This is a genomic window from Flavobacterium sp. DSR3-2 (assembly GCF_049896525.1).
Classification (GTDB): Bacteria; Bacteroidota; Bacteroidia; order Flavobacteriales; family Flavobacteriaceae; genus Flavobacterium.
In genome coordinates this window covers 82,027-104,345 of the sequence record NZ_JAFCUM010000003.1, presented here as the reverse complement: position 1 = coordinate 104,345, position 22,319 = coordinate 82,027, and the positions used below count along the sequence as shown (strand labels likewise).

At 33.6% G+C, this 22,319-nt stretch carries 22 protein-coding genes and 1 riboswitch; of the genes, 2 read left to right on the top strand and 20 right to left on the bottom strand.

Annotated elements, in window-relative coordinates; genetic code table 11:
* Positions 1–7 precede the first annotated feature (7 nt).
* Genes ACP7AV_RS06140 through ACP7AV_RS06105 form a run of 8 tightly spaced genes read right to left on the bottom strand, consistent with a single transcriptional unit; the run spans position 8 to position 6,987 of the window.
* Entirely contained in the window at positions 8–1,126 is a 1,119-nt protein-coding gene (locus ACP7AV_RS06140) for a VIT1/CCC1 transporter family protein (protein WP_426091177.1), read from the bottom strand.
* A gap of 15 nt (positions 1,127–1,141) precedes the next feature.
* Positions 1,142–1,750, bottom strand: a complete 609-nt coding sequence (locus ACP7AV_RS06135; protein ID WP_426091176.1) for an efflux RND transporter periplasmic adaptor subunit — start codon at positions 1,748–1,750, stop codon at positions 1,142–1,144.
* Positions 1,751–1,765: 15 nt separating this feature from the next.
* The gene (locus ACP7AV_RS06130) at positions 1,766–3,154 is read right to left on the bottom strand and encodes a sensor histidine kinase (RefSeq protein ID WP_426091175.1); all 1,389 of its coding nucleotides are present in this window, start codon (positions 3,152–3,154) and stop codon (positions 1,766–1,768) included.
* 6 nt (positions 3,155–3,160) lie between these two features.
* Entirely contained in the window at positions 3,161–3,823 is a 663-nt protein-coding gene (locus tag ACP7AV_RS06125) for a response regulator transcription factor (protein ID WP_426091174.1), read from the bottom strand.
* A 26-nt stretch (positions 3,824–3,849) separates the two neighbouring features.
* On the bottom strand, positions 3,850–5,298 hold the full coding sequence (locus ACP7AV_RS06120) for a DUF3570 domain-containing protein (protein WP_426091173.1): 1,449 nt from the start codon (positions 5,296–5,298) through the stop codon (positions 3,850–3,852).
* Between the two features lie 43 nt (positions 5,299–5,341).
* Positions 5,342–5,554 carry a DUF4266 domain-containing protein gene (locus ACP7AV_RS06115; protein ID WP_426063708.1) on the bottom strand — a complete coding sequence of 71 codons (213 nt, stop codon included), beginning with the start codon at positions 5,552–5,554 and terminating at the stop codon, positions 5,342–5,344.
* A gap of 15 nt (positions 5,555–5,569) precedes the next feature.
* The gene (locus tag ACP7AV_RS06110; RefSeq protein WP_426091172.1) at positions 5,570–6,553 is read right to left on the bottom strand and encodes an FAD:protein FMN transferase; all 984 of its coding nucleotides are present in this window, start codon (positions 6,551–6,553) and stop codon (positions 5,570–5,572) included.
* Positions 6,550–6,987 (bottom strand): thioredoxin family protein, encoded by a 438-nt coding sequence (locus ACP7AV_RS06105; RefSeq protein ID WP_426063706.1) that lies wholly within the window; start codon positions 6,985–6,987, stop codon positions 6,550–6,552. The genes ACP7AV_RS06110 and ACP7AV_RS06105 overlap by 4 nt, the downstream gene beginning before the upstream one ends.
* Positions 6,988–7,149: 162 nt before the next feature.
* Between ACP7AV_RS06105 and ACP7AV_RS06100 the strand changes: the two genes are divergently transcribed.
* Complete coding sequence (locus tag ACP7AV_RS06100) at positions 7,150–9,249, top strand: LTA synthase family protein (RefSeq protein WP_426091171.1); 2,100 nt, start codon at positions 7,150–7,152, stop codon at positions 9,247–9,249.
* 56 nt (positions 9,250–9,305) lie between these two features.
* Here the strand turns inward: ACP7AV_RS06100 and ACP7AV_RS06095 are convergent, their stop codons facing one another.
* Complete coding sequence (locus tag ACP7AV_RS06095; protein WP_426091170.1) at positions 9,306–10,304, bottom strand: zinc dependent phospholipase C family protein; 999 nt, start codon at positions 10,302–10,304, stop codon at positions 9,306–9,308.
* A gap of 97 nt (positions 10,305–10,401) precedes the next feature.
* On the opposite strand from ACP7AV_RS06095, the gene ACP7AV_RS06090 reads away from it, so the two are divergent.
* Positions 10,402–11,142: a YoaK family protein gene (locus ACP7AV_RS06090; RefSeq protein ID WP_426091169.1), complete on the top strand. Its 741-nt coding sequence runs from the start codon at positions 10,402–10,404 to the stop codon at positions 11,140–11,142.
* On the opposite strand, the gene ACP7AV_RS06085 is transcribed toward ACP7AV_RS06090, so the two are convergent.
* From ACP7AV_RS06085 to lpxA, 11 genes are all read right to left on the bottom strand, one after another.
* Positions 11,135–12,019 (bottom strand): YeiH family protein, encoded by an 885-nt coding sequence (locus ACP7AV_RS06085; RefSeq protein ID WP_426091325.1) that lies wholly within the window; start codon positions 12,017–12,019, stop codon positions 11,135–11,137. The two genes, ACP7AV_RS06090 and ACP7AV_RS06085, sit on opposite strands and share 8 nt — an antisense overlap.
* 168 nt (positions 12,020–12,187) lie before the next feature.
* Positions 12,188–13,084, bottom strand: coding sequence for a LysR substrate-binding domain-containing protein (locus ACP7AV_RS06080; protein ID WP_426091168.1), 897 nt, complete (start codon positions 13,082–13,084; stop codon positions 12,188–12,190).
* Positions 13,085–13,098: 14 nt separating this feature from the next.
* A complete protein-coding gene (locus tag ACP7AV_RS06075; RefSeq protein ID WP_426091167.1) occupies positions 13,099–15,126 on the bottom strand; it encodes a hypothetical protein in 2,028 nt (675 codons plus the stop codon).
* Between the two features lie 67 nt (positions 15,127–15,193).
* Positions 15,194–15,940, bottom strand: a complete 747-nt coding sequence (gene fabG / locus ACP7AV_RS06070; RefSeq protein ID WP_426091166.1) for a 3-oxoacyl-[acyl-carrier-protein] reductase — start codon at positions 15,938–15,940, stop codon at positions 15,194–15,196.
* A 182-nt stretch (positions 15,941–16,122) separates the two neighbouring features.
* The gene (locus ACP7AV_RS06065) at positions 16,123–17,445 is read right to left on the bottom strand and encodes a Na+/H+ antiporter NhaC family protein (protein WP_426091165.1); all 1,323 of its coding nucleotides are present in this window, start codon (positions 17,443–17,445) and stop codon (positions 16,123–16,125) included.
* Positions 17,446–17,499: 54 nt separating this feature from the next.
* Positions 17,500–17,596: riboswitch (SAM-I-IV-variant riboswitch) on the bottom strand.
* Between the two features lie 127 nt (positions 17,597–17,723).
* Entirely contained in the window at positions 17,724–18,146 is a 423-nt protein-coding gene (locus ACP7AV_RS06060; protein WP_426063691.1) for a hypothetical protein, read from the bottom strand.
* A gap of 217 nt (positions 18,147–18,363) precedes the next feature.
* Positions 18,364–19,236, bottom strand: coding sequence for a succinate--CoA ligase subunit alpha (gene sucD / locus ACP7AV_RS06055; protein ID WP_035672307.1), 873 nt, complete (start codon positions 19,234–19,236; stop codon positions 18,364–18,366).
* A gap of 94 nt (positions 19,237–19,330) precedes the next feature.
* Complete coding sequence (locus tag ACP7AV_RS06050; protein ID WP_426091164.1) at positions 19,331–19,693, bottom strand: nuclear transport factor 2 family protein; 363 nt, start codon at positions 19,691–19,693, stop codon at positions 19,331–19,333.
* A 1-nt stretch (position 19,694) separates the two neighbouring features.
* Positions 19,695–20,624 carry a UDP-3-O-(3-hydroxymyristoyl)glucosamine N-acyltransferase gene (locus ACP7AV_RS06045; protein WP_426063689.1) on the bottom strand — a complete coding sequence of 310 codons (930 nt, stop codon included), beginning with the start codon at positions 20,622–20,624 and terminating at the stop codon, positions 19,695–19,697.
* A gap of 82 nt (positions 20,625–20,706) precedes the next feature.
* Positions 20,707–21,273 (bottom strand): elongation factor P, encoded by a 567-nt coding sequence (efp, locus tag ACP7AV_RS06040; RefSeq protein WP_426091163.1) that lies wholly within the window; start codon positions 21,271–21,273, stop codon positions 20,707–20,709.
* 174 nt (positions 21,274–21,447) lie between these two features.
* On the bottom strand, positions 21,448–22,233 hold the full coding sequence (gene lpxA / locus ACP7AV_RS06035) for an acyl-ACP--UDP-N-acetylglucosamine O-acyltransferase (protein WP_091207753.1): 786 nt from the start codon (positions 22,231–22,233) through the stop codon (positions 21,448–21,450).
* Positions 22,234–22,319 lie beyond the last annotated feature (86 nt).

The window sequence follows — 22,319 nt, the reverse complement described above, 5'->3', positions numbered from 1 at the left end:
AATTATTTTATCCCGCTAATGAAACCCCGATTACGGAACCTATTCCATAAGTTACAGCTGCGGCGACTAATCCAAAAGAAACTTGTCTAAATCCGGAAAATAAAACGCTTTTTCCGGTCAATAATGTTATTGCGGCGCCAATACCAAAAAGCCCAACCACACTACTTCCGACACTTAATAAAATGGCATTTTTTCCATCTAAAAACATAAATGGATACAATGGAATAATCGCTCCAATAGCAAAAAGTACGAATGAAGCTATTGCCGCTTCCCAGGCCGAACCACCTAATTCTTCTTTGTCTATTCCCAATTCTTCTGTGATAATAGCATCAATTGCCGTTTGAGGATTTTCAAAGGCTTTGTCAGCTAATTTCTGTGCTTCGACAGCATTCATTCCTTTGGCTTGATACAGCAATACCAATTCTTTTTTCTCTTCTTCGGGTGAAGCTTCTAATTCTTCGGTTTCCAACTCAATTTGACGCTGGTTTAATTCTCTCGAACTTTGCACCGAAAGCCATTCGCCCAAAGCCATTGAAATTGCTCCTGCCAAAAGTCCTGCAATTCCTGTTAACAATATCGTATCATTAGAAACGGCTGCTCCGGCAACGCCCATTACTAAACTCAAATTCGAAACCAATCCGTCATTAGAACCTAAAACGGCAGCTCGCAACGCGTTTCCGCCCACTGATTTGTGTCTGCTTTCAAATTTTGACAAAAACCCGCCGGAAACATTCAAGGCGGCATTATTGTTTACGGCTTCAATAATATTTAGATGATTGTGCTCAAAACCTGTTGGTTTTTCCCCGCTTTTGATTTTATTCTTGATTGAATTTACCGCAAACTGCTTTTCTATACTCGCAAGGTTACTAATAATAGAAGTATATCCAAAGATTTTGCCCAACTTCAATTGAAATTTTGCTCTTGTAGAAGGCAAAGGCATTGTGTAATTTGGCTCCAGAGTCAAAACTTTATCAAACATATGTTTCGCATGTCCTTTTTCGATTTCACTCAGACTACGCAATACTCGTGTCAGCGTATCGTCGGACTGAATGGCAGCAATACTATCATACAAAAAGGCAGTATCAACTTCTGTTTGCAATTGATCTTTTAATTTATTCAGGTCCATTTTATTTACTGTTTATTAATTAGCCAAATCGAAAACATCCTTTGTTAAAATCCTTGAAAAAGCATTAATGATTGTACTCGGAAGTATTTCGACGAAATTTTCAGATTTTTCGCCTGCCGTAACGCTTACTTTCTTGAATGAATATCCATTTTTTTTATTATCCAATAAAAGTACGAAATTTTTGTTATTTTCAGTTATTATTGCTTCAGAAGGAATCGCCAAACCTTTCTTGGAATTGATGATAATTTCAGCCTCAACAAACATTTCTGTTGATAACTTTTGCTGTATCGCATCGTCTAAATGTCCATGAACATTAATCGTTCTGTCATTTCCTTCAATTGATTTTCCAACCAAATGTACTTCCGCATTAAAAACATCTTTCGTTGCTTCAGGGACTTTAAAATGAATCTTCTGTCCTATTTTAATATTTAAAATATTTTTTGTAAAAACAGCTAATTCTAAATGTAAATGATCCGTATCAACAATTTCTAAAATAACATCCGAAGCCGCCAAATACATTCCGACATTGGCATTCATAATTACAATATCTATCACTATTGGAGAAAAAATAGTGATTGTTGAAGTAAGATTTCCTCTCTCCACATTTCTCGGATTAATATTCAAAAGCACTAATTTGGCTCATTTCACTTCATATAAACTTAAAATTACGGTGGTTCCGCTATGTGCCTGACTGGTAATTGCAATATCAATGTTGAGCAAGGAGCACAATCTTTTTACGATAGACAATCCTAATCCTGTTCCTTTAATTTCTGGATGATTACTGGATTTTGAACGATAAAACTGGTTGAATATTTTTTCTAAGTCCTCAGCTGGTATTCCAATTCCGGAATCAGTGATCTGACATTCAATTTTAGAACCGATAGATTTTATGGTGACAGCCAAATTTCCGTTTTGATTTGAATATTTTAATGCATTTGATATTAGATTATTAATTACTATCGAAAACAAATAATTGTCGGTTTCCAAGTAATAATCTTTAAGGAATTCAGTCGAAACACTGATGTTTTTTGATTGTATCACTGTAGAATATCGAGCAATTGTATCTAAAAATAATGCATTCAAATATACTTTCTCCGTTTTTAAGGTTTGCTTTTGGTTTTCAAATCGAGCCAATAAAAGCAATTGATCCACTAAATGATTTAAGCGATTGACTTCTGTAACACAAAAATTAATTTTTTCTTCATATTCAGCGTGGTTTCTGGGTTTACGAATCAAAACTTCTAAAGTTCCTTTGATCACCGTTAATGGCGTTCTTAATTCATGAGAAGCATCTGAAGTAAACTGCTTTTCTCGTTCAACGGCAGTTTCTATTCGGTCTAATAAATTGTTGATGGTTTGCGATAAAATAAACAATTCGTCACGGTTTTGCGGTAACGGAATTCGGGACCTCAGATTATCTTTGGTAATAATGTTAGAAGTCGTGATAATGGTACTAATTGGTTTTATGCTTCTTCCAGCGATAAATCGAGCGATAAAAAACAGCAAAATAAGTATTACGGGATAGGAAATAATCAACACTTCAAATATATTATCAAGTACCCTCGTAACATCTTCCAGTGACATGGCAATTATTATGTAGCCAATAATTTTTGTTTTTTTATAAATTGGAACCTGAATTTGACGAATCGCGTTGTCGACTAATTTGGTATCAAAGATTTTATTATCAGCATTCTCTTTGTCAAAAGTTAAAGTAGATTGTTTAAGATTGGGCGATTTTTCAATCACATTGCTATTTTGATCTATAAATTGAATAAACACCGGATTTACGTCCAGCGTATTGTGCTCGCGTTCCATCCATTCCTGTTCATGAATCAAATGAAAACTGTTGCCTACAAATTCAATTTCATTGAAATGTTTTTCAGCTTCACTAGTAATGTCGTTATTGACATGGCTGTAAACACTAAATTTAACAATAGAAAAGATGATAAAAAAAACCACAAAAATCAATAAAGCTGTGGTAACAATATAATTGAAAGCAATTCTATTTTTAAAGGAAAGTTGTTGCATCTTAATCTATTCATTAGCGATATAACCTACACCGCGAACTGTTTTTATGTAGTCTTGTTCAATTTTTAAATTTAATTTTTTACGAATTGCATTCATAAAAACATCAATTACACCAGTGTCATATTCAAAATGAATGTCCCAAACATCTTCTATAATCTGAGTCCTGGTGCAAACTTTACCTTTGTTTTTTACCAAATAAGTCAACAGTTCAAATTCACGTTGGGTCAATGCCACTTGAATTTCATTTACTAAAACACGATGTTGCGCCGTGTCAATTTTGATGGTGCCAAGAGTCAGCACTTCGTCGACATTTTGGTTTCTGAAATGAATTTTGATGCGTTCCACTAATTCATCAAAACTAAAGGGCTTCTTGATATAATCATTCGCACCTGCTTTCAAACCTTCAATTGTTTCCTGAACGGTATCTTTTGCAGTTAAAAAAATGATCGGAGTCGTTGTGTTTTTTAATCGAATGGATTTACAAAGTTCTAATCCGGTGATTTTTGGCAACATCCAATCCAATAAAATTAGATCAAAATTATGTTTTTGAGTCAACTCAAATCCTTTTAAACCATCAGAAGCACTCGTGATTGTATACCCTTCTTCTTCTAATCCTTGTTGCAGAAATTGAATAATTCCTGCTTCATCTTCTACAATTAGTATGTGCATTTTTATCGTTTTTGTAAATTTAGGTTTTATTGCATTACAAATTTGAAAGCAATTGTAGCAATATTTGCATTCAGATTATCGCTTCGTTTGTAATGATTGAATCTAAAATCAATATTTTTCAACCCAAATTTCCAAATTTTACCCGCAGTAAAAATATCGGTGTAATTTACACCAAAACCATATTGATTCGCATCAAATGTTGCTAAATCAGCATCAGAAGTGTAAAACTTTTCTGTTGACAAATGCGTTTCATAAGGCGCAAAATATTTTGAAGCCATTTGTGTGTAATAGCGATACATAGGAAAAACAGTAAACTTATCCGATACTTTCACAGGAAGCTCAAAACTGGCGGTATGCGATTGAATGTCCCAGTTATCAGAATAAAAACGATAATAGGTTCGTAATATAAATCGGTCACTGAAGTAATAGTTCAAACGCGCTCCCACCGGAATTTTAAAACGAGAATCGGGTAATCTTTCGATATCGTCCGCTAGTTTGTAGACTCCGGCGTTGCTTGTACTTTCGTAATTGCTAATATATTCCGGCTGTCCAATGTAAAAATTGGCTTTGTCAGCAAAATAAATTCGGTGATAAGGAGACGATAATAATCCTTGCTGCTGCAATACATCAAAAAAAACGGAAACTTGTAATTTCTTGGTTAAAACCTGAGAAAGCCCTAGCGAAGCTGAGAAAGAATTTCGGTTAACCGCATTTACTGTTTGAAAGGCTGAGGGCAAATAATTTGTTGTGGATTCACCGTTTTGATCCAAAACCGATATCCCGCTAAAATAGCCTTGATTTAAAAAATTAGAACCATATTTTGAATATTCGTGCAATTCAGTGGGATAAATAGGTCTCCACTGGTCCAAATATGCATTTACTTTCAAGCTCAGTTCCGTGTTTTTTTCATTGAAGAGACTTGCAATTCCTCCACCAAAACCAACAGAAGTATAATCGTATTCATTCGAAAAAGAAACATCTGCATTCCATATAAAATTTCTAGAGTCGCTGCTGTGACTGTAATTAGCCGTAACAGAAACCAATTGATCACTTTTTGAAGCACCGGATGACGCTTGCCAAGGCGTTCCATAAGGTCCGGAGGCCACTGCTTTATTTCCTGTTATTTTACCATTATCACCCTTTTCTGCGCCGCCAGAAGCGCCAGTGGAATTAAATGGATTTATGTTACTGGAAGAAGCTGATGAATAGGCCGATATTCCTAAATCAATAGTCAAAACATCATCATCATTCAAAGGCATTGCCACGACAATATTAGAGGCTACATCGGTAAGTTTCTCCGAACCAATTCCACCAGAAACGGCTGATTTTGATCCGTCTTGATTGTAATAACTGGCTAAAAAGTCAACTTCCGTACTTTCTAATACCCTTTTTTTGAAAACCGGTTCTTTACTATTTTCCTGAGAAAAAGCAGTTGCCGTAATTAAGATAAAAAGAGATAAAATTTTTATTTTCATTTTTTACTGGATTGAAATTTACAATCTGGAATAATTTATTTGACTAATTGCAACCACAACCACCTCCCGATTTACCACCATTGGCTCCTGCAGCAGCTTCACGATATATTTGAAAAGACGTTTCATACCGTTCCGCTGTTCGTGCTGAAAGCTTCATGTCAGGATCATTTATTTTCTCTTTTTCATATTCTTTGACGGAACTGCACGATTGTAAAACGAGTAGTGTAAAAAAAACAAAGGCTATTTTCTGTTTCATGACTGTAGTTTTTAATTAATTATATTTTTTGATGTCAATTCCATTTGAAGAATGGATTTTGCCTTTATCATCAACAATAATGCATTCTAGGCCTTTAATTTGATTGACAAGATCCAACCCTACTTCTACTCCAAGCACAAAAATTCCCGTTGCCATAGCATCCGCGATTTCTGTCTTTTTGGCAAAAACGGAGACACTGACAATGCCACTTGCCGGGTAACCTGTTCTGGGATCAATAATGTGAGAATAGCGGATCCCGTTGAAATTAACATATTTTTCATAACTCCCTGAAGTTTCCACGGAGCCATCTTCTATCGGAAAAGTGGCGAAAATTTTATTTTTATTCAAAGGGTTTACAATTCCTACAGTCCAAGGTTTTCCATCAGGTTGTTTTCCCCAAACATTAATATCGCCTGAAACATTTATAATCCCTGAAAGACACCCTTTCGAAAACAATAGATCTTTGACTTTATCAGCAATATAACCTTGTCCAATACCGCCCAAACCTAATTTCATTCCTTCTAATTTAAGAAAAACAGTTTGTTCTTTTGGGTTTAGAATTATGTTTTTGTATCCAATTTTTGCCACAGATTCCTTTACGGCTTCTTCGGTTGGCATTACTTTCATGGAACCATCAAACTTCCATATTTTGTCCATCGAAGCATACGAAATATCAAATGCGCCATTGGTTATTTGCGAGATTTTTATAGATCTTTCGACCAATTCAAAAACTTCGATATCGACTTTTACAGGTTTTATTCCTGCATTGCGGTTAATTTCTGAAATTTGTGTTGTTGGAATCCAATCGGAAATTAAATGCTCAATTCGTTTTACTTCGGCAACCGCTAAATCAATAAATTCGTTGGCTTTTATAGAGTCATTTGCAACAGCAGTAACCTCAAAAGGACTTCCTAACATCATTAGCTTTCTTTTGTGCGTAATTTGAGAAGTTGCTAATACCGTTGTGAATAAAAAACCTATGAAGAGTATTTTTTTCATAATTTCTCAAAGGAATGAATGATTTGTATGTATTCTTGCGGAGTTATGTTTTTGTAACCAGTAATTCCTAATATACTTCCTGTTTTATCCAGCAACAGCACTAAAGGAAAATTTCCTGATTTGTTGTATTGTTCTGCTAATTTTTTATTGCTCGCAGTCAATTCAGCGGATAACATATTTGCTTTTTTCTTGGGAAAATCAGCCTTATAAAGCACCCACTTCTGTTTTGATTCTTTTTTAAAATCTTCTGATTTCCAAATCGTATTTTCTAATTTAATGCAAGGTGCACACCAGTCTGATCCTGAAAACACAAGTAGAATGTTTTTGTTTTCTAAAATTGACTGTGCTTTTGCCTCTTCAAAATTCGTCTCCCAATTTTGAGAGTAGCTTAATGTTCCTATGAAAAGAAACAAAATCATTATATTTTTTTTCATTGTGAAATCCTTTTAAAATGTGAAGTAAACTTATTCATTTTATTCTAAAAAAAACCTCACTAAATTTGATTTTAAGCTAATATTAATTTTGATAAAATATTAAGCAGTTCTTAAAAAATAACAATAAAAATTATGTATACTTTTGTTTTTAAATTTATCATTATGAAATTGTTGCAAAAAGCCAATCCATTTTATTATTTACTACTGTTTTACATTAGTGTAAGTTTTATTGTCAGAGTTATACTTTTCTTTCATCCCATAACACAAACATCATTTATATGGGTGGATACGCTTTCCCTATTTGTCTTAGGGTTGATTTCTGATATTTTTATTTTTATTTTAGTCAGTGGATTTTTGTGGTTGTATCTTATTTTCATATCCAATGCAAAATATTACAAACCCTACGGATATCTAATTTTTGGATTATTAATAGCCTTGATACTTTACGTTTCATTTGGAAACACGATACTCAACGAATATGGTAGTGCTTTACCAAAAATTGTAACTGTCTTTATTTCGATAAAAACAATATTGTTTGGACTGTTACTTTTCTTACCAAAATATAGAAACCAAATCAGACTTTGGTTATTTTCCTTCGTCATTTTCCTTTACGTAATTTTAATTCTGCAAAACGCAATCAGCGAGTATTTCTTTTGGAATGAATTTGGGGTGAGATATAATTTTATCGCAGTAAATTATTTGGTTTATACTAATGAAGTTATCGGAAATATCATGGAATCTTATCCTGTTATTCCGTTGTTTTCAGCGCTATTTATTATTGCAGGAATTGTAACTTATTTTATTGTAAAAAAATCAAAAAATTATATTGAAAGTATTCCTGTTTTTGTACAAAAAATCAAAATTTCCGGAATTTACCTGCTGCTTTTCGGATTATCATTATTAGCAATTCCCGCTTTATCTTTCAAAGAAAATTCTCAAAATATATTTGCCAATGAATTACAGGCCAACGGTTTGTATAAATTTTATGTAGCATTTATGAAAAGCGAATTGGATTATTTTAAATTTTATAAAACAGTTCCAAATAATCAAGCTTTTGCTCAATTACAAAAACAAATTCCTAATATTTCAGGAGAAACAACTTTAAGAGAAATAAAAAATGAAGCTGCCGAAAATCACAAAAATGTGGTTCTGATTACTATTGAAAGCTACAGTGCGGAGTTTATGAAAATGTATGGCAACGAGAAAAATATCACGCCATTTCTTGACAGTTTAGCAACCAAAAGTTTAGTTTTTACAAACCTATATGCCGTTGGAAACAGAACGGTTCGCGGTCTTGAAGCCGTTACTTTATGCTTTCCTCCTACAGCTGGTGAAAGTGTGGTAAAACGAGAAGACAATAAAAACAAATTTTCTACCGGAGGCATCTTTAAACAAAAAGGTTATGCTGTAAAATTCATGTACGGCGGCGATTCCTTTTTTGATAATATGGGAGATTTCTTTTCAGGAAATGGATATGAAATTGTAGATAAAAAAACATTTGAACCCAATGAAATAACTTTCGCTAATATTTGGGGTGTATGTGATGAGGATATGTACAACAAAGCCGTTGAGGAAATGAATACAGAAGCAACAGCAAATAAGCCGTTCTTCAACCACATTATGACTGTGAGCAATCACAGACCATTTACGTATCCAAATGGAAAAATTGACATTCCCGGAGATGCAAAATCACGTGATGGCGGTGTAAAGTATACAGATTATGCGATGAAAAAGTTCTTTGAAATGGCCAAAAAACAGCCTTGGTTTACCAATACCGTTTTTGTAATTCTTGCTGATCATTGTGCTTCCAGTGCAGGAAAAACAGAACTTCCTGCTGATAAATATAGAATTCCGGCAATAATTTATAGTCCAGGTTTTGTTGAACCAAGAAAATACACCAATCTGATGTCGCAAATTGATGTAATGCCAACTCTATTCGGTTTGTTAAATTTTGATTATCAAAGTAAATTTTATGGACAGGATGTTCTAAAACAAGACTATAAACCACGAGCTTTGATTGCCACATACCAGGATTTAGGATTGATAAAAGACAATGTTTTGACGATTATCTCCCCAAAACAAACCGTAAAACAATTTCAATTGACTTTAAAACCCAACCAAAAAGTAGCTCCTGATTTTCAAATATTTTATGATCAAATACCGCTTAAAAAAGAAAGAGCTGATTTAGTTAACGAAACCATTTCTTACTATCAAACGGCATCGGATATATTGAAGAAAAAGAATTATCAAAAAATTAATTAGCATAAAAAAACGGGTGAAATCAATGTCTCACCCGTTTTCTAATTGAAAATATAATGTTATTCTTTTTCGTTTGTCAAACCAAAGAGGTTTCCTTTTTCAAAAGTTTTTAAATCCTTTTTTAAAGTTTTACTATTGCGCTTAGTCAGTTCAGTAGCATCAAGATTACTTAAATCCGGTTTTCCCGCATTTACCCATGCTGTGTACCAAAAACTTGCAGTGGCACTAATGGCTTTTTTCATTTGTTGTTCGACCATTCCATTCAAATCCGTGTGTAATTTAGCAGCATATTCATCAGAATATAACGTTCCGCCGTATTTGTTTTTCACCACATTTCCAGCTGCATCCGTTACATACATTTTGTTTTCAGCAGTTGCAGTTCTTAATTTTTTATCAGTATCCAATAAAGGCTTTACTAAACTGTGGGTGTCAAAAATGATATCCCAAGTTGCTTTCTCTACATTCTCTAAATATTTTCCTTGCGGTACATTAAGCTTATAATCTTTGGCAAACAATTCCGGCAAACGACTTTCCCACAAAGAATGAATTCCTTTTTGATTGGTATTTTGTCCGTCATGATTGTCCGAAGTATGCAATGGCATGTGCGCATCAGCAATGTAATGTCCTAAATCAGCTGCGATGAATAATATTTCATTCTTTCTTTTATCCTTGAAAGCTTTAGTCAATTTGACCATCATATCCTGAATGTACCAAGGTAAAATTCCGTTTTTCGTCAAAAATTTCTCCTCATATTTAAGGTTCGCTTCTTCCATTGTTTTGGGAAAAGTTTCCACTGCACCAAAATTCTCCATATCAAAATAATGACGTGGCGGCTCCGCTTTATCATTCAAAACATTTCTTCTCAAATCCGGAACGGTAGATCCTTGCGTGATAAAATCAATGTGATTGTAAAAAAATGCTTGTAATGGTTTTGGAAGTGCCATTACTGCCGCTCTATTGATTCGTTCATGACCAATAACGCCCCATGACAAAAGAAAAATAGCAACTCCAAGAACAGATAAAGTAATAAGTGTAGGTCTAATTTTAAAATTTTTCATTAAATTTATTTTTTTGAAGTACAAATGTATTTCTTTAAATCGTTATTAAAAAAAATTGGGTTTAAGATTCTGTTAATTAAAAAAGAAAACTACATATATGTTTCGACATCAAGGGAAAAACAGAACTTTTATTCACAATCTTCGTTTGGCCACTTTATTATCTTTTGTTGCCGGAATTGTAAATGTTACGGGTGTTTTGTCTATTCAAACATTAACTACCAATGTTACGGGACATTTCGCCTATTTTGCGGAAGAATTCATGAAACGGGATTATACAGCCGCCATTACCTTTTTTGTATTCACTATTTTCTTTTTGTTTGGTGCTTTTATTTCTAATTTTTTAGCGGAATTAATTTCCAAAAAACACCCTAATTTATCGCACGTCATTCCTATTGCATTGGAAATGCTTGTTTTAATTGGTGTTGCAATCTTTGGAACACAATCCGATTTATCTAGCATTGATGGAAAATGGATTGCTTTTTCGATGCTTTTTGCTATGGGAATACAAAACTCTTTGGTAACCAAAATTTCTCAATCAACGGTCCGAACAACCCATTTAACTGGGCTTTTTACCGATTTAGGTATTGAATTATCTCAATTGTTTTTCTATAAAAAACCCGAAGAAAAGAAAAAATTAAAAACCAGTATCTATCTGAGATTATCCATTATTTTATTCTTTTTTATCGGCTGTTTTGCAGGTGGTTTTCTTTATGATTTATTGAAAATGAAAACACTTTTTGTGGCCGCCACTTTTCTATTGTTTGCCCTTTTGTATGATTATCTCCGACTTCAATTTCATGTTATAAAGCGAAAAACCTTTCATCATAAAACTATTTAAGATAAATAATTGAGATCAAAGTTGCGATTGCTATAAATGTCCACAGCAATATTCCTTGCGAGAGCGGTTTAAATCCTACCGATTTTAGAACAGTTCTATTTAATCCCGCTCCAATTAGGAACAAAGTTACTGTCAGACCTATTTTAGCAACTGAAACCAAATGCGGTCCAAAATTACTTATTTGTGGCAAATACGTATTGGCAATCATAGCCACAATAAAAAATCCAATAAAATAAGGGATTTTTATTTTTCCCGATTTATTTTTGAAAAAAAATGCAGTAATTAATGCCACAGGAATAATCCACAAAGCACGTGCTAATTTTACTGTAGTGGCTATCTGCAATGCTTCAGGACCAAATTTACTGGCTGCTCCTACCACAGAACTGGTATCATGAATGGCAATGGCGCACCATAATCCAAACTCTTTTTGTGATAAATCCAACCAATGACCCACGGCAGGAAATAAAAAAAGTGCAACCGAATTCAGAATGAATATCACTCCTAAAGCAACTGAGGTTTGTTTTTCATTGGATTTGATAATAGGAGCAATCGCTGCAATGGCACTTCCACCGCAAATTGCAGTGCCACAAGAAATCAAATGCGTTGTTTTCTTTTCGGTTTTAAACCATTTACCAAGAAAAGTTCCTAAAATCAAAGTACTAAAAATAGAAAGTACCGTAAATAAGAAGCCTTCTTTTCCTGCAGCAACAGCACTGTGAACATTCATTCCAAATCCTAAACCAACTACTGAAAATTGCAATAAGTAATTTGTGGCTTTATGATTCAATTCTAAAAATGGATGTCCAAAAAGATTGGCGACAATTAATCCCAATACTAAAGCAATTGGCGGGGAAATAAAAATTGTGGTACAAAACATCAGCAACACAACAAAAATAAGTTGCTGCAATGTGGCATTTACTTTAAAAAAAATAAAAGATTCTTTTTGAATTACTTTTTGATGCGTTTCCAATGTAAAGTTGTTGAATTATTACATCACAAAGGTGAAAAGATAAATCTATTTATGCCAATCGTAAATTATGATCTGCTATAACTTTAAATTATAATGATTGTAAATATTCTGGATGAACAAATCCGATAGAGAATCCGTTTTTCCTTGTAACGTAATGATATAAAAGAAACGTTCTATAATTAGGTCTTTTATGTCAAGTATGGCCAATTCATTGTTTGCAAGTTCTTTTCTTACCGCATGAATGGATATAAAAGCCACACAATCAGAGTTCATCAAATAGGATTTTATGCTTTCGGTACTACCTAATTGCATTTCGATTTGTAGTTCTGATAGTTTAATTTTAAATGGTTTCAACGCATGTTCAATTACTTCAAGTGTTCCTGAACCTTGTTCCCGCATTAAAAAACGCATCCTTTTAAGATCATTTTGAGTCACTTCTTCAATACTAACTAATTGATTGGAACTCTTACAGACTAAAACCAATTCGTCTTTTAAAAACTCCGTATATTTAATGGATTTATTTTTTGATTGCCCTTCTACAATACCTATTTCAATCTCCTGTTTTAACAAAGCATTTTCTATTTGTTCCGTGTTTCCATTTAGTAAATTCACTTTTACATCTTGTAATTTTTTATGGAAACGAGCTAAAAGTGGCGGAATTATATACTGTGAAATAGTTGTACTGGCTCCTAATCGCAACAATCCTGCACGTTGATTAATCAGCGTGCTCATATCAAAATCTATTTCGCGGTAAACTTCAAAAATGTTTTTGGTGTGCTTTAATAAAACTTCACCAGCAGTAGTCAGTGTGGTTTTAGAACCATTTCTATCAAATAATTTAATTTTATATTGCTCCTCTAATTCCTGAATGTGTTTTGAAATCGCGGGTTGCGTGATAAACAATTCGGTTGCAGCTTTAGTAAAACTCAAACGATTGGCAACGGTATAAAACACTTTCAGTCTAAAATCCATATTATTCAAATGTATTACAGTAATCCGTTGTATTTTCGAACAAACCATTCAGTTGCCAGCAAAATTAAAATTAAAACCAATAACCAAATCCAATCAATTAAAGGCGTTTTAGTAACACTATTCTTTTGTACTGCTCTATATTCGTCGTTTTCCAAAAGCGTTTTAATCAATGCATCGACTTGATCGGGAAAAAATACTTTTCCTTGTGTTTGCGTGGCCAATTGTGTTAATTTTTCGACATCGGGATTGACAAATTGCTTTTCGATATCAAAATCAAGAATTTCAAAACTACTGGAATAGGTAGTTTTAGAATTCAATTCTTTTACAGTAAACGCATAAGAACCGGCTTTTAATCCGTCAAGATTGACTTTAAAGGAATTATTATCTTTTAGTAAATCGTAATTTTTTGTTTGCCTGGTTTTGGTATTTGTTACCGCAATAGTCAAACGGGCTTTTTCATCAAACTCATAATTTTTATTGAAAAATTGCGCAGTTATTTCAATGGTTTCACCGGAATTATAAAAACTTTCATGCTCAACAACCAGTGATTTTTTAGAATTATTCGAAGCTAAAAATTGAATAATCTTATCGATTAAAATATCATATTTTTCAAAAGATTGATTGTTGACATGCGTTTGCAAACGCCATTTCCAACTATTTTCTCCCAAAAGATAAGCGTCTCGCCTGCCTTGATTTTCTGTAAAAGCCAATAAAGGTGAATTAGTATCTATATTTCTAATTTTGGACGAAAGCAAAACAGACACCGCTCCTTTTGTAGTTACGTTTCCAAAAGCGTTTTGCAAAGGCGGTAAATTTTCAAACCCGATATTGTCAGCTGCAAACAAATTAAACTGCGCATTAAAAACTGACAAATAATCTTCTTTTTGTCCACTCATTTTAAAGCTCAAATTATTCTGTTGCTGATTCAGAAAATTGAAATCGGTGTTGTTACCAGTAATAATAAACGTATTGATTCCCGCACCTTTATTATTCTCAAAAATGGTTTTGAATTCAGTTGTTGGCTGGTATAAAATTAAAACATTAAAATCCTGCAATGCTTTGACTTCATCTGGTTTAACGATTGTTACTTTACGCTGTACATTGGATTCAATCGCTCTTTTTAGCGCACCTAAATCAGGATGATTTATGGCTGAAATTATGACAATATTTGTTTTTTGGTCAATAACTTCAACCGCAAAATTCTTGGTGTTATTATACGTGTTTTTTTCCTTTTCTTTTGATGTGATAGTAGCTTTAAAAACCTGTAATCCTATTTTATCAGCCGGTAAAAGAACACTTACTTTTGCCGTTTTTTTGGAGGGAGAAAAGGTAATCGATTGTTTACTAAATACCGACTTGCCTTGAGATATTACAAATTCAGCAGTTATACTATTAGTTCCTGAATAGTGCAAAAAAGCTTCTACAGGAAATTTATTTTTTTGAAAAGCGTATTTATTAACGTTCAGCTGATTGATTTTAAAATCTAAAAAAGTCGTTGTATCACCTACAATCACTGGAAATACTTTATTCGCAACATCAAAACTATAAATATAATCATTCCCCGAAGTTTGATTTCCATCTGTAATTAAAACAGTTGGATAGATTGCGTTTTTATAAATGCTTTTTAGATTTTTAGCTACAACATCAATATTGGTTTGGGTTCCTTTAAAATCAAATATTTCTGTTGGTTCAAAATCAGCTGAAAATTGATACGATTGCACGTCAAATTTCTGTTGTAAATCCGAGTTTGATTGTATTTTTTTATACAATACCAAAGCTTTTTCATTGGCATTCAAAAAAGAAATAGAACTTGAATTGTCAACAACAATCGCTAAAAGTGTTTTTACAGTTTCCAATGTATTTCTGGTTATTATTGGATTAATCAACAACAATAAAATTCCAAAAATGGATGAAAAACGCAAAAAAGCCAAAAACCAACCGATTTTCGATTTGTTTTTAGCTTTGTAGATATATTGAAAAAACGACAAACTGCCAGCTATTAGTATAGAAAGAAGTAATAGTAGCAAGGTAGTTGTTGTCATATTTTAGCAGTGTTCAGTGTTCAATGTTCAGTTCTCATCTTACTGATTACTAAAACTGATAACTTTTTTAAGTAAGCATTCCTCCGCAAACATTCATAACTTGTCCAGTCACGTACGCACTCATATCTGAGGCAAAGAAAAGACAGGCGTTGGCAACATCTTCAGTCGTTCCGCCACGTTTCAACGGAATTCCGTCTCTCCATCCTTTTACAATATCTTCGTTTAATTTAGCTGTCATCTCTGTTTCTATAAAACCTGGAGCAATTACATTGCAACGAATGTTACGTGATCCTAATTCTAGTGCTACAGATTTAGAAAAACCGATAACTCCCGCTTTAGAAGCAGCATAATTAGTCTGTCCTGCATTTCCTTTTACACCTACAACTGAACTCATATTTATTATCGAGCCAGATCGTTGTTTCAGGAAAGTACGTTGAATGGCTTTTGTCATATTAAAAACCGATTTCAAGTTGACATCAATTACTTGATCAAAATCGCTTTCAGACATACGCATCAATAGGTTGTCTTTAGTAATTCCAGCATTGTTTATTAAAATATCAACTGTTCCAAATTCAGTTAAAACTGCATCAACAAAAATTTGGGCCTCATTAAAATCGGCAGCATTTGATTGATATCCTTTAGCTTTAATTCCAAGGGCGTTCAATTCGTTTTCCAATACCAAAGCTGATTCTACAGAAGAGCTGTAAGTAAAGGCAACATTTGCACCATGTTTTGCAAAAACTTCAGCAATTCCTTTCCCAATTCCGCGACTCGCACCTGTAATTATGGCTACTTTTCCTTCTAGTAATTTCATATTTAAAAATTAGTTTAAATTTTATTTGGAGCTATTCCTGCTATCCGTTTCAATCTTTTATGATCGCTCCCGCTCACATAAAAGGATTTTCACTGCTATCAGGGCTATCTAACACTCGTCAAATATATAATAATTCCCTTTTTAAAAAAAATTCAAAAGCAATAACAGTCAAAATTCAATTCTTAAATTTTAAAGAATCGTTTTGTCCATTTATCCCAAAACGAACTGTAAATAGCCACTAATGTGAAAACTAATAAAAATAAATGATACCAAGCATTACTAATTAAATCAAAGAAATCTAATTTCCCGTTAGCGTAGCTCAATATAAGCAATACTTGAGCACCATAAGGTAAAATCCCTTGAATTATACACGAAAAAATATCCAGAATTGCAGCCGTTTTTTTAGGATTTAAATTGTATTCATCATTAATTTCTTTAGCAATCGGCCCTGTAATTACAATAGAAACCGTATTATTCGCTATCGCTAAATTAGCAAAACCTACTATAGCGCCAATTCCCGCTTGAGCTGATTTTTTACTTTTAATTCTTTTTTTAATCTGAACTAATAAATACGTTATTCCGCCCGCTTTATCTACCATGGCAGCTAAACCTCCGGTAAGCATAGACAACAAGAAAATATCAGTCATACTAGTAAAGCCTTCATATATCTTTTGCGTAAACTCCATTAGCGTAAATGAACCACTAAAATATCCAATTATACCTGCTAATAAAGTACCAATAAGCAATGTTGAAAATACATTAACACCCACAACCGCTAATATGATTACTAAAATGTAAGGTACAATTGCTATCCATGAAAAATCATTTTTTGCAATGGCAACGGTCACAATATCCGAGTTCAAACCAAGATAAAAGAACACCAGAATAGTAAAAACTGCAGCTGGAAAAGCAATAAACAAGTTAATTTTGAACTTGTCTTTTAGATCACATCCTAATGACTGCGTTGCTGCGATGGTAGTGTCAGAAATCATGGAAAGATTGTCTCCTAACATAGAACCACCTAATAAAGCGCCAGATATCAATGGTAATGAAGCGCCACTTTTATCAGCTAATGCGACAGCGATTGGACCAATCGCTACAATTGCACCTACTGAAGTTCCTGTAGCAGTTGATAAAAATGAAGCAATCAAGAAAATCCCCAATGGAAAATAGGCAACGTCGATAGTATTTATTCCAAGATTCACCACAGCGTCAACTCCGCCCATCGCTTTACTTACCACCGCGAAAGCGCCGGCCAATAAATAAATTAAACACATAGTCATGATTTTGCTTTCTCCACATCCTGCAATTAGTGTAGCAACTTTAACGTCAGTTGAAGATTTGAATAACAAAAAAGCAGCAATAATACCCACCAGAACAGCCACTGGCGATGGAAAAGCATAAAAATCTTTTAGAATAATTCCTGCTCCTAAAAAAGTAAAAATAAAAATAAATAAAGGAATTAATGCAAAGGCATTTCCTTTGTCTTTGGAAAATAAAGTCATAAAAATAATTTACAATTAAAAATTATGACGAAAAACAAAGCTAAAAATGGGAATGTAAACAACATTTTTTCCAAAGGATTTGGCTTATCGTTTTAGCACCTTGCTTGCTGTTGCAGGTTGCTATCCTATTGTAGGATTCGTGATAACGGGTGCAAAAGTAATTAATTATTTATGAAATATTTGGAATTTCATTCAAAAAATAATAATTCAAAAAAAAGCGCCACATAAAAATATGACGCAATTACAATTAAGATATTGAAAAAACAGGCTTTAAATAATTAAAAAGCCACATTCCATTTTGGTAATCTTCCATTTTCGTCAAGGAAATTTTGCAAAACTTGTCCTTCTACAAATGTTGGGATTACTTTCGTATTATCATTGAATGTTTCATACCAAACCACTTCAAGCGTGCTGATATCTTCTATTTTCATTTGTGCTGGCCAAGAATATTTTCTTCCAGTTTTTGCAAATTGGTGTCCTTCTACAATTTTATCTTTCAAGCCACCATTTTTAATTTTCAAAGTTCCGTTATTTTGAATAGTTCCAGTAGAACCAACCATAATTAACTCTTTTTCATCTCCAACGGAATACACTAAAAATACTCCAGATCCTTCTGAAGCATTACAAACTTCTGCTAAACTATCTTCTGTAGTAAATGAAAACTGATTGGTAACTTTAAATTTTTTTAATTCTTTGTACATGTTATTTTATTTTTATTTGAACTGGCTTCGGCAAAAAAATACCCCACAAAACCGTGAGGTCAATTAGAAACCATTCGTTTGTATTTACTTTTATTAGTATTGAATCTGAAAAAAACAAATCCGTTTAATAAAGTACAAAGATATTTCTTTAATTCAATTTATAATAAAAAAGCCCCACAAATGTGAGGCTTTTAAAAATATTTAATCAGAGTTTAGATTAACCTAAAACTTCTTTTACTTTTTTACCAATTTCAGCTGGAGAATCTACTACGTGAATTCCACATTCTCTCATGATTTGTTTTTTAGCTTCTGCAGTATCGTCAGATCCACCAACGATTGCACCTGCATGTCCCATTGTACGTCCTGGAGGAGCGGTAACTCCTGCAATGAATCCTACAACTGGTTTACGGTTACCATCAGCTTTGATCCAATGAGCAGCATCAGCTTCTAATTGTCCACCAATTTCACCTATCATTACGATACATTCTGTTTCTGGGTCGTTCATCAATAATTCAACTGCTTCTTTTGTAGTGGTTCCAATAATTGGGTCTCCACCAATACCAATTGCAGTAGTGATTCCTAGTCCTTGTTTTACTACTTGGTCAGCTGCTTCGTACGTTAATGTTCCCGATTTAGAAACAATACCAACAGTTCCTTTTTTGAAAACAAAACCTGGCATGATACCAACTTTAGCTTCACCCGGGGTGATTATTCCTGGGCAGTTAGGTCCTATTAATCGAGCGTTTCTTTCTTTAACATAACTATTTGCTTTTATCATGTCAGCAACAGGAATTCCTTCAGTAATTGCAATAATTACTTTTATTCCAGCGTCTGCAGCTTCCATAATTGCGTCAGCAGCAAAAGCCGGCGGTACAAAAATGATTGTTGTATCAGCACCTGCTTGTTCTACAGCATCTTTTACAGTATTGAAAACTGGTCTGTCTAAGTGAGTTGTTCCCCCTTTTCCTGGAGTTACACCACCAACAACGTTAGTACCGTACTCAATCATTTGAGAAGCATGGAAAGTTCCTTCGCTTCCTGTAAATCCTTGAACAATTATTTTGGAATCTTTATTGACTAAAACACTCATGATATATTTTTTATGTAATTTTTAAAATGGTTATGCAAAAGTATAAAATAGTAATCAGTAATCAGTATTCAGCGTTCAGTTTTTTGACACTAAATTATGATAATTGACTCATTTGGTACCCTCGAAATAATTTATTGTCTTTAATTTGCCAAATAACAAAAAAATGTGCCAGCAGCATCTCTTCTCTTGGATTCTCAATCGTTTTCACAAAATGAGAATAGCGAACTGAAATTAAATCATTTTCAGATAAAATATGACTGATACGAACCTTCGAACGAACGTACGCTTTGCTCAACTCAACAGATAAATTTATTAACGAATCATAATTAAGTTCCACAAAGCCCTTACTGCTGTTCCATTCCACAATTACTTCCGGATGCAAAAAATCTTTAATAACCTCGCTGTCAATTAAGGCATCTGATTTATAAAATTTCTGAACGATTTCTTTTGCAGACATATTATTTTAGTTTATTTAGAATTTCTGGAATCTTCTTGATATTGGCCAGTTGTTTCAATTTTTCTCTTGATTCTTCAATTGGAGTACCGAAATACGATTTACCACCTTCTACTGATTTTGTTACGCCCGTTTGACCAAGAATAACAGCCTTTGCTCCTATTGTTATCCCACTCGTGGTTCCTACTTGTCCCCAAATAGTAACTTCATCTTCAATAATAACACAACCCGCGATTCCGGTTTGTGATGCGATTAAACATTTTTTTCCAATGACGGTATCATGACCAACGTGCACCTGGTTGTCAATTTTTGTGCCTTCGCCAATAGTGGTATCGCCAGTAACACCTTTGTCAATGGTACAAAGAGCTCCAATTCCAACATTATCTTTGATAACCACTCTTCCGCCTGAAAGTAATTGATCGTATCCTTCAGGTCGCTTCTTGTAATAAAAAGCATCGGCACCCAAAATAGTTCCTGCATGAATCATCACATTATCGCCAATTACAGTATAATCATAAATGGAAACATTAGAGTGAATCAAACAATTCTTTCCTACAACTACATGGTTTCCAATAAACGTATTTGGCTGGATTACAGTTCCTTCTCCTATGGAAGCTGTGGCAGATATTGAAACATTTGAATATTGAAATGGCTTGAAATAGTTTGTCAATTTGTTAAAATCCCTAAAAGGATCTTCAGAAATCAACAATGCTTTTCCCTTTGGACAAACTACATTTTTATTAATCAAAACAATCGTTGCTGCAGATTGTAATGCTTTATCATAATATTTAGGATGATCCACAAAGACAATATCTCCGGATTCAACAACATGAATTTCATTCATTCCTGCAACAGGAAAACTAGCATCACCAACATATTCACAATCGATGATACTTGCAATTTCTTCTAAAGTGTAAACTTTTTGGAATTTCATTTTCTTTTAGTTTTTAGTTTTCAGTCTCAGTTTTCAATCTTTACCTACACGAAATGTCATTGAGGCTGAAAACCAATAAAAACTATTCCTTAACTCTTTCCATGTAATTTCCGGAAGTCGTATCTATTTTGATTTTGTCCCCTTCATTAATAAACAAAGGAACATTTACAGTTGCACCCGTTTCAACAGTTGCTGATTTTGTTGCATTCGTAGCAGTATTTCCTTTAATTCCTGGTTCAGCATAAGTCACTTCAAGAATAACTGATGCCGGCATATCTACTGAAAGCGGTAAATCAGTTTCTGTATTGATACTTACCATTACGTTTTCTCCTTCTTTTAATAAATCAGGTGAATCCAGAATGTTTTTGTTTAAAGTAATTTGTTCGAAAGTCTCAGTATTCATAAAATGAAAATCATTGCCTTCTGGATATAAAAACTGAAATTTATGGTTTTCAACTCTAACTTCTTCGATTTTATGACCTGCCGAAAAGGTGTTATCTAATACTTTTCCGTTTGTTAAACTTCTCAATTTTGTTCTGACAAAAGCAGGTCCTTTTCCTGGTTTTACGTGAAGAAATTCAATAATTTTGTAAATATCGTTGTTGTATTTGATACACAATCCGTTTTTAATATCTGATGTAGATGCCATTATATTTTTTATTTATTTTCCCCACCCCGACCCTCCCCGAAGGGGAGGGAGCTAAGAATGGAAATTAGTTACTTATTTATTTTTATTATATTTTACATTTTGTACTACATTATATTTTTTTATAATATAGGCACGTTTACACTCTCTCCCTTTCGGGGAGGTCTGGGGAGGGGATTAATAATTCCCAGAATATCCTTTCATTACTCCTCTTGATGAATTTCGAATAAAATCAATGATTTCATCTCTTTCGGGTGTTGCTTCCATTTCAGCTTCGATAATACCCAAGGCTTGAGTTGTATTGTAATTTTTTTGGTACAGAATTCTGTAAATATCCTGAATTTCTCTAATTTTTTCAGTGGTAAAACCACGTCTTCTTAATCCAACTGAATTAATTCCAACATATGATAAAGGTTCTTTTGCTGCTTTTGTGAAAGGCGGAACATCTTTTCTTACTAAAGAACCACCTGAAATCATTGCGTGATCTCCAATGTGAATAAATTGATGGATTGCTGCCAATCCTCCAATAACCGCATATTTACCAACTGTAACATGACCTGCCAAAGCAACTCCATTTACTATAATAGCATTATCACCTATGTGACAATCATGCGCAATATGCGCTGTTGCCATTACTAAACAATTGTTACCTAAAGTTGTTTGTCCAGAAGCGATTGTACCTCTGTTTATAGTTACGCATTCTCTAATCGTACAGTTGTCACCAATTATTGCTAAAGAATCTTCTCCTCCAAATTTTAAATCCTGAGGAACTGCTGAAATTACCGCACCAGGGAAAATATTACAATTTTTTCCAATTCTTGCGCCTTCCATTATCGTAACATTCGAACCAATCCAAGTCCCATCTCCAATTATTACATTATTGTGTATGGTTGTAAATGGCTCGATGACAACATTTTTGGCTATTTTGGCGCCTGGATGAACATAGGCTAGTGGTTGATTCATCAGCTATTATTTATTTTTATATTTATCAGAATAAAAACTCCAATCGATTTTTGTTGCGATTCAATTGTAACGTTTTCAATCTAAAT

Bases quoted from the DNA above. Each gene is read 5' to 3' on its own strand.
- ACP7AV_RS06140 (WP_426091177.1), bottom strand. From the start codon at position 1,126: ATGGACCTGAATAAATTAAAAGATCAATTGCAAACAGAAGTTGATACT.
- ACP7AV_RS06130 (WP_426091175.1), bottom strand. From the start codon at position 3,154: ATGCAACAACTTTCCTTTAAAAATAGAATTGCTTTCAATTATATTGTT.
- ACP7AV_RS06125 (WP_426091174.1), bottom strand. From the start codon at position 3,823: ATGCACATACTAATTGTAGAAGATGAAGCAGGAATTATTCAATTTCTG.
- ACP7AV_RS06120 (WP_426091173.1), bottom strand. From the start codon at position 5,298: ATGAAAATAAAAATTTTATCTCTTTTTATCTTAATTACGGCAACTGCT.
- ACP7AV_RS06115 (WP_426063708.1), bottom strand. From the start codon at position 5,554: ATGAAACAGAAAATAGCCTTTGTTTTTTTTACACTACTCGTTTTACAA.
- ACP7AV_RS06110 (WP_426091172.1), bottom strand. From the start codon at position 6,553: ATGAAAAAAATACTCTTCATAGGTTTTTTATTCACAACGGTATTAGCA.
- ACP7AV_RS06105 (WP_426063706.1), bottom strand. From the start codon at position 6,987: ATGAAAAAAAATATAATGATTTTGTTTCTTTTCATAGGAACATTAAGC.
- ACP7AV_RS06100 (WP_426091171.1), top strand. From the start codon at position 7,150: ATGAAATTGTTGCAAAAAGCCAATCCATTTTATTATTTACTACTGTTT.
- ACP7AV_RS06095 (WP_426091170.1), bottom strand. From the start codon at position 10,304: ATGAAAAATTTTAAAATTAGACCTACACTTATTACTTTATCTGTTCTT.
- ACP7AV_RS06090 (WP_426091169.1), top strand. From the start codon at position 10,402: ATGTTTCGACATCAAGGGAAAAACAGAACTTTTATTCACAATCTTCGT.
- ACP7AV_RS06085 (WP_426091325.1), bottom strand. From the start codon at position 12,019: ATGTTTTGTACCACAATTTTTATTTCCCCGCCAATTGCTTTAGTATTG.
- ACP7AV_RS06080 (WP_426091168.1), bottom strand. From the start codon at position 13,084: ATGGATTTTAGACTGAAAGTGTTTTATACCGTTGCCAATCGTTTGAGT.
- ACP7AV_RS06075 (WP_426091167.1), bottom strand. From the start codon at position 15,126: ATGACAACAACTACCTTGCTACTATTACTTCTTTCTATACTAATAGCT.
- fabG (WP_426091166.1), bottom strand. From the start codon at position 15,940: ATGAAATTACTAGAAGGAAAAGTAGCCATAATTACAGGTGCGAGTCGC.
- ACP7AV_RS06065 (WP_426091165.1), bottom strand. From the start codon at position 17,445: ATGACTTTATTTTCCAAAGACAAAGGAAATGCCTTTGCATTAATTCCT.
- ACP7AV_RS06060 (WP_426063691.1), bottom strand. From the start codon at position 18,146: ATGTACAAAGAATTAAAAAAATTTAAAGTTACCAATCAGTTTTCATTT.
- sucD (WP_035672307.1), bottom strand. From the start codon at position 19,236: ATGAGTGTTTTAGTCAATAAAGATTCCAAAATAATTGTTCAAGGATTT.
- ACP7AV_RS06050 (WP_426091164.1), bottom strand. From the start codon at position 19,693: ATGTCTGCAAAAGAAATCGTTCAGAAATTTTATAAATCAGATGCCTTA.
- ACP7AV_RS06045 (WP_426063689.1), bottom strand. From the start codon at position 20,624: ATGAAATTCCAAAAAGTTTACACTTTAGAAGAAATTGCAAGTATCATC.
- efp (WP_426091163.1), bottom strand. From the start codon at position 21,273: ATGGCATCTACATCAGATATTAAAAACGGATTGTGTATCAAATACAAC.
- lpxA (WP_091207753.1), bottom strand. From the start codon at position 22,233: ATGAATCAACCACTAGCCTATGTTCATCCAGGCGCCAAAATAGCCAAA.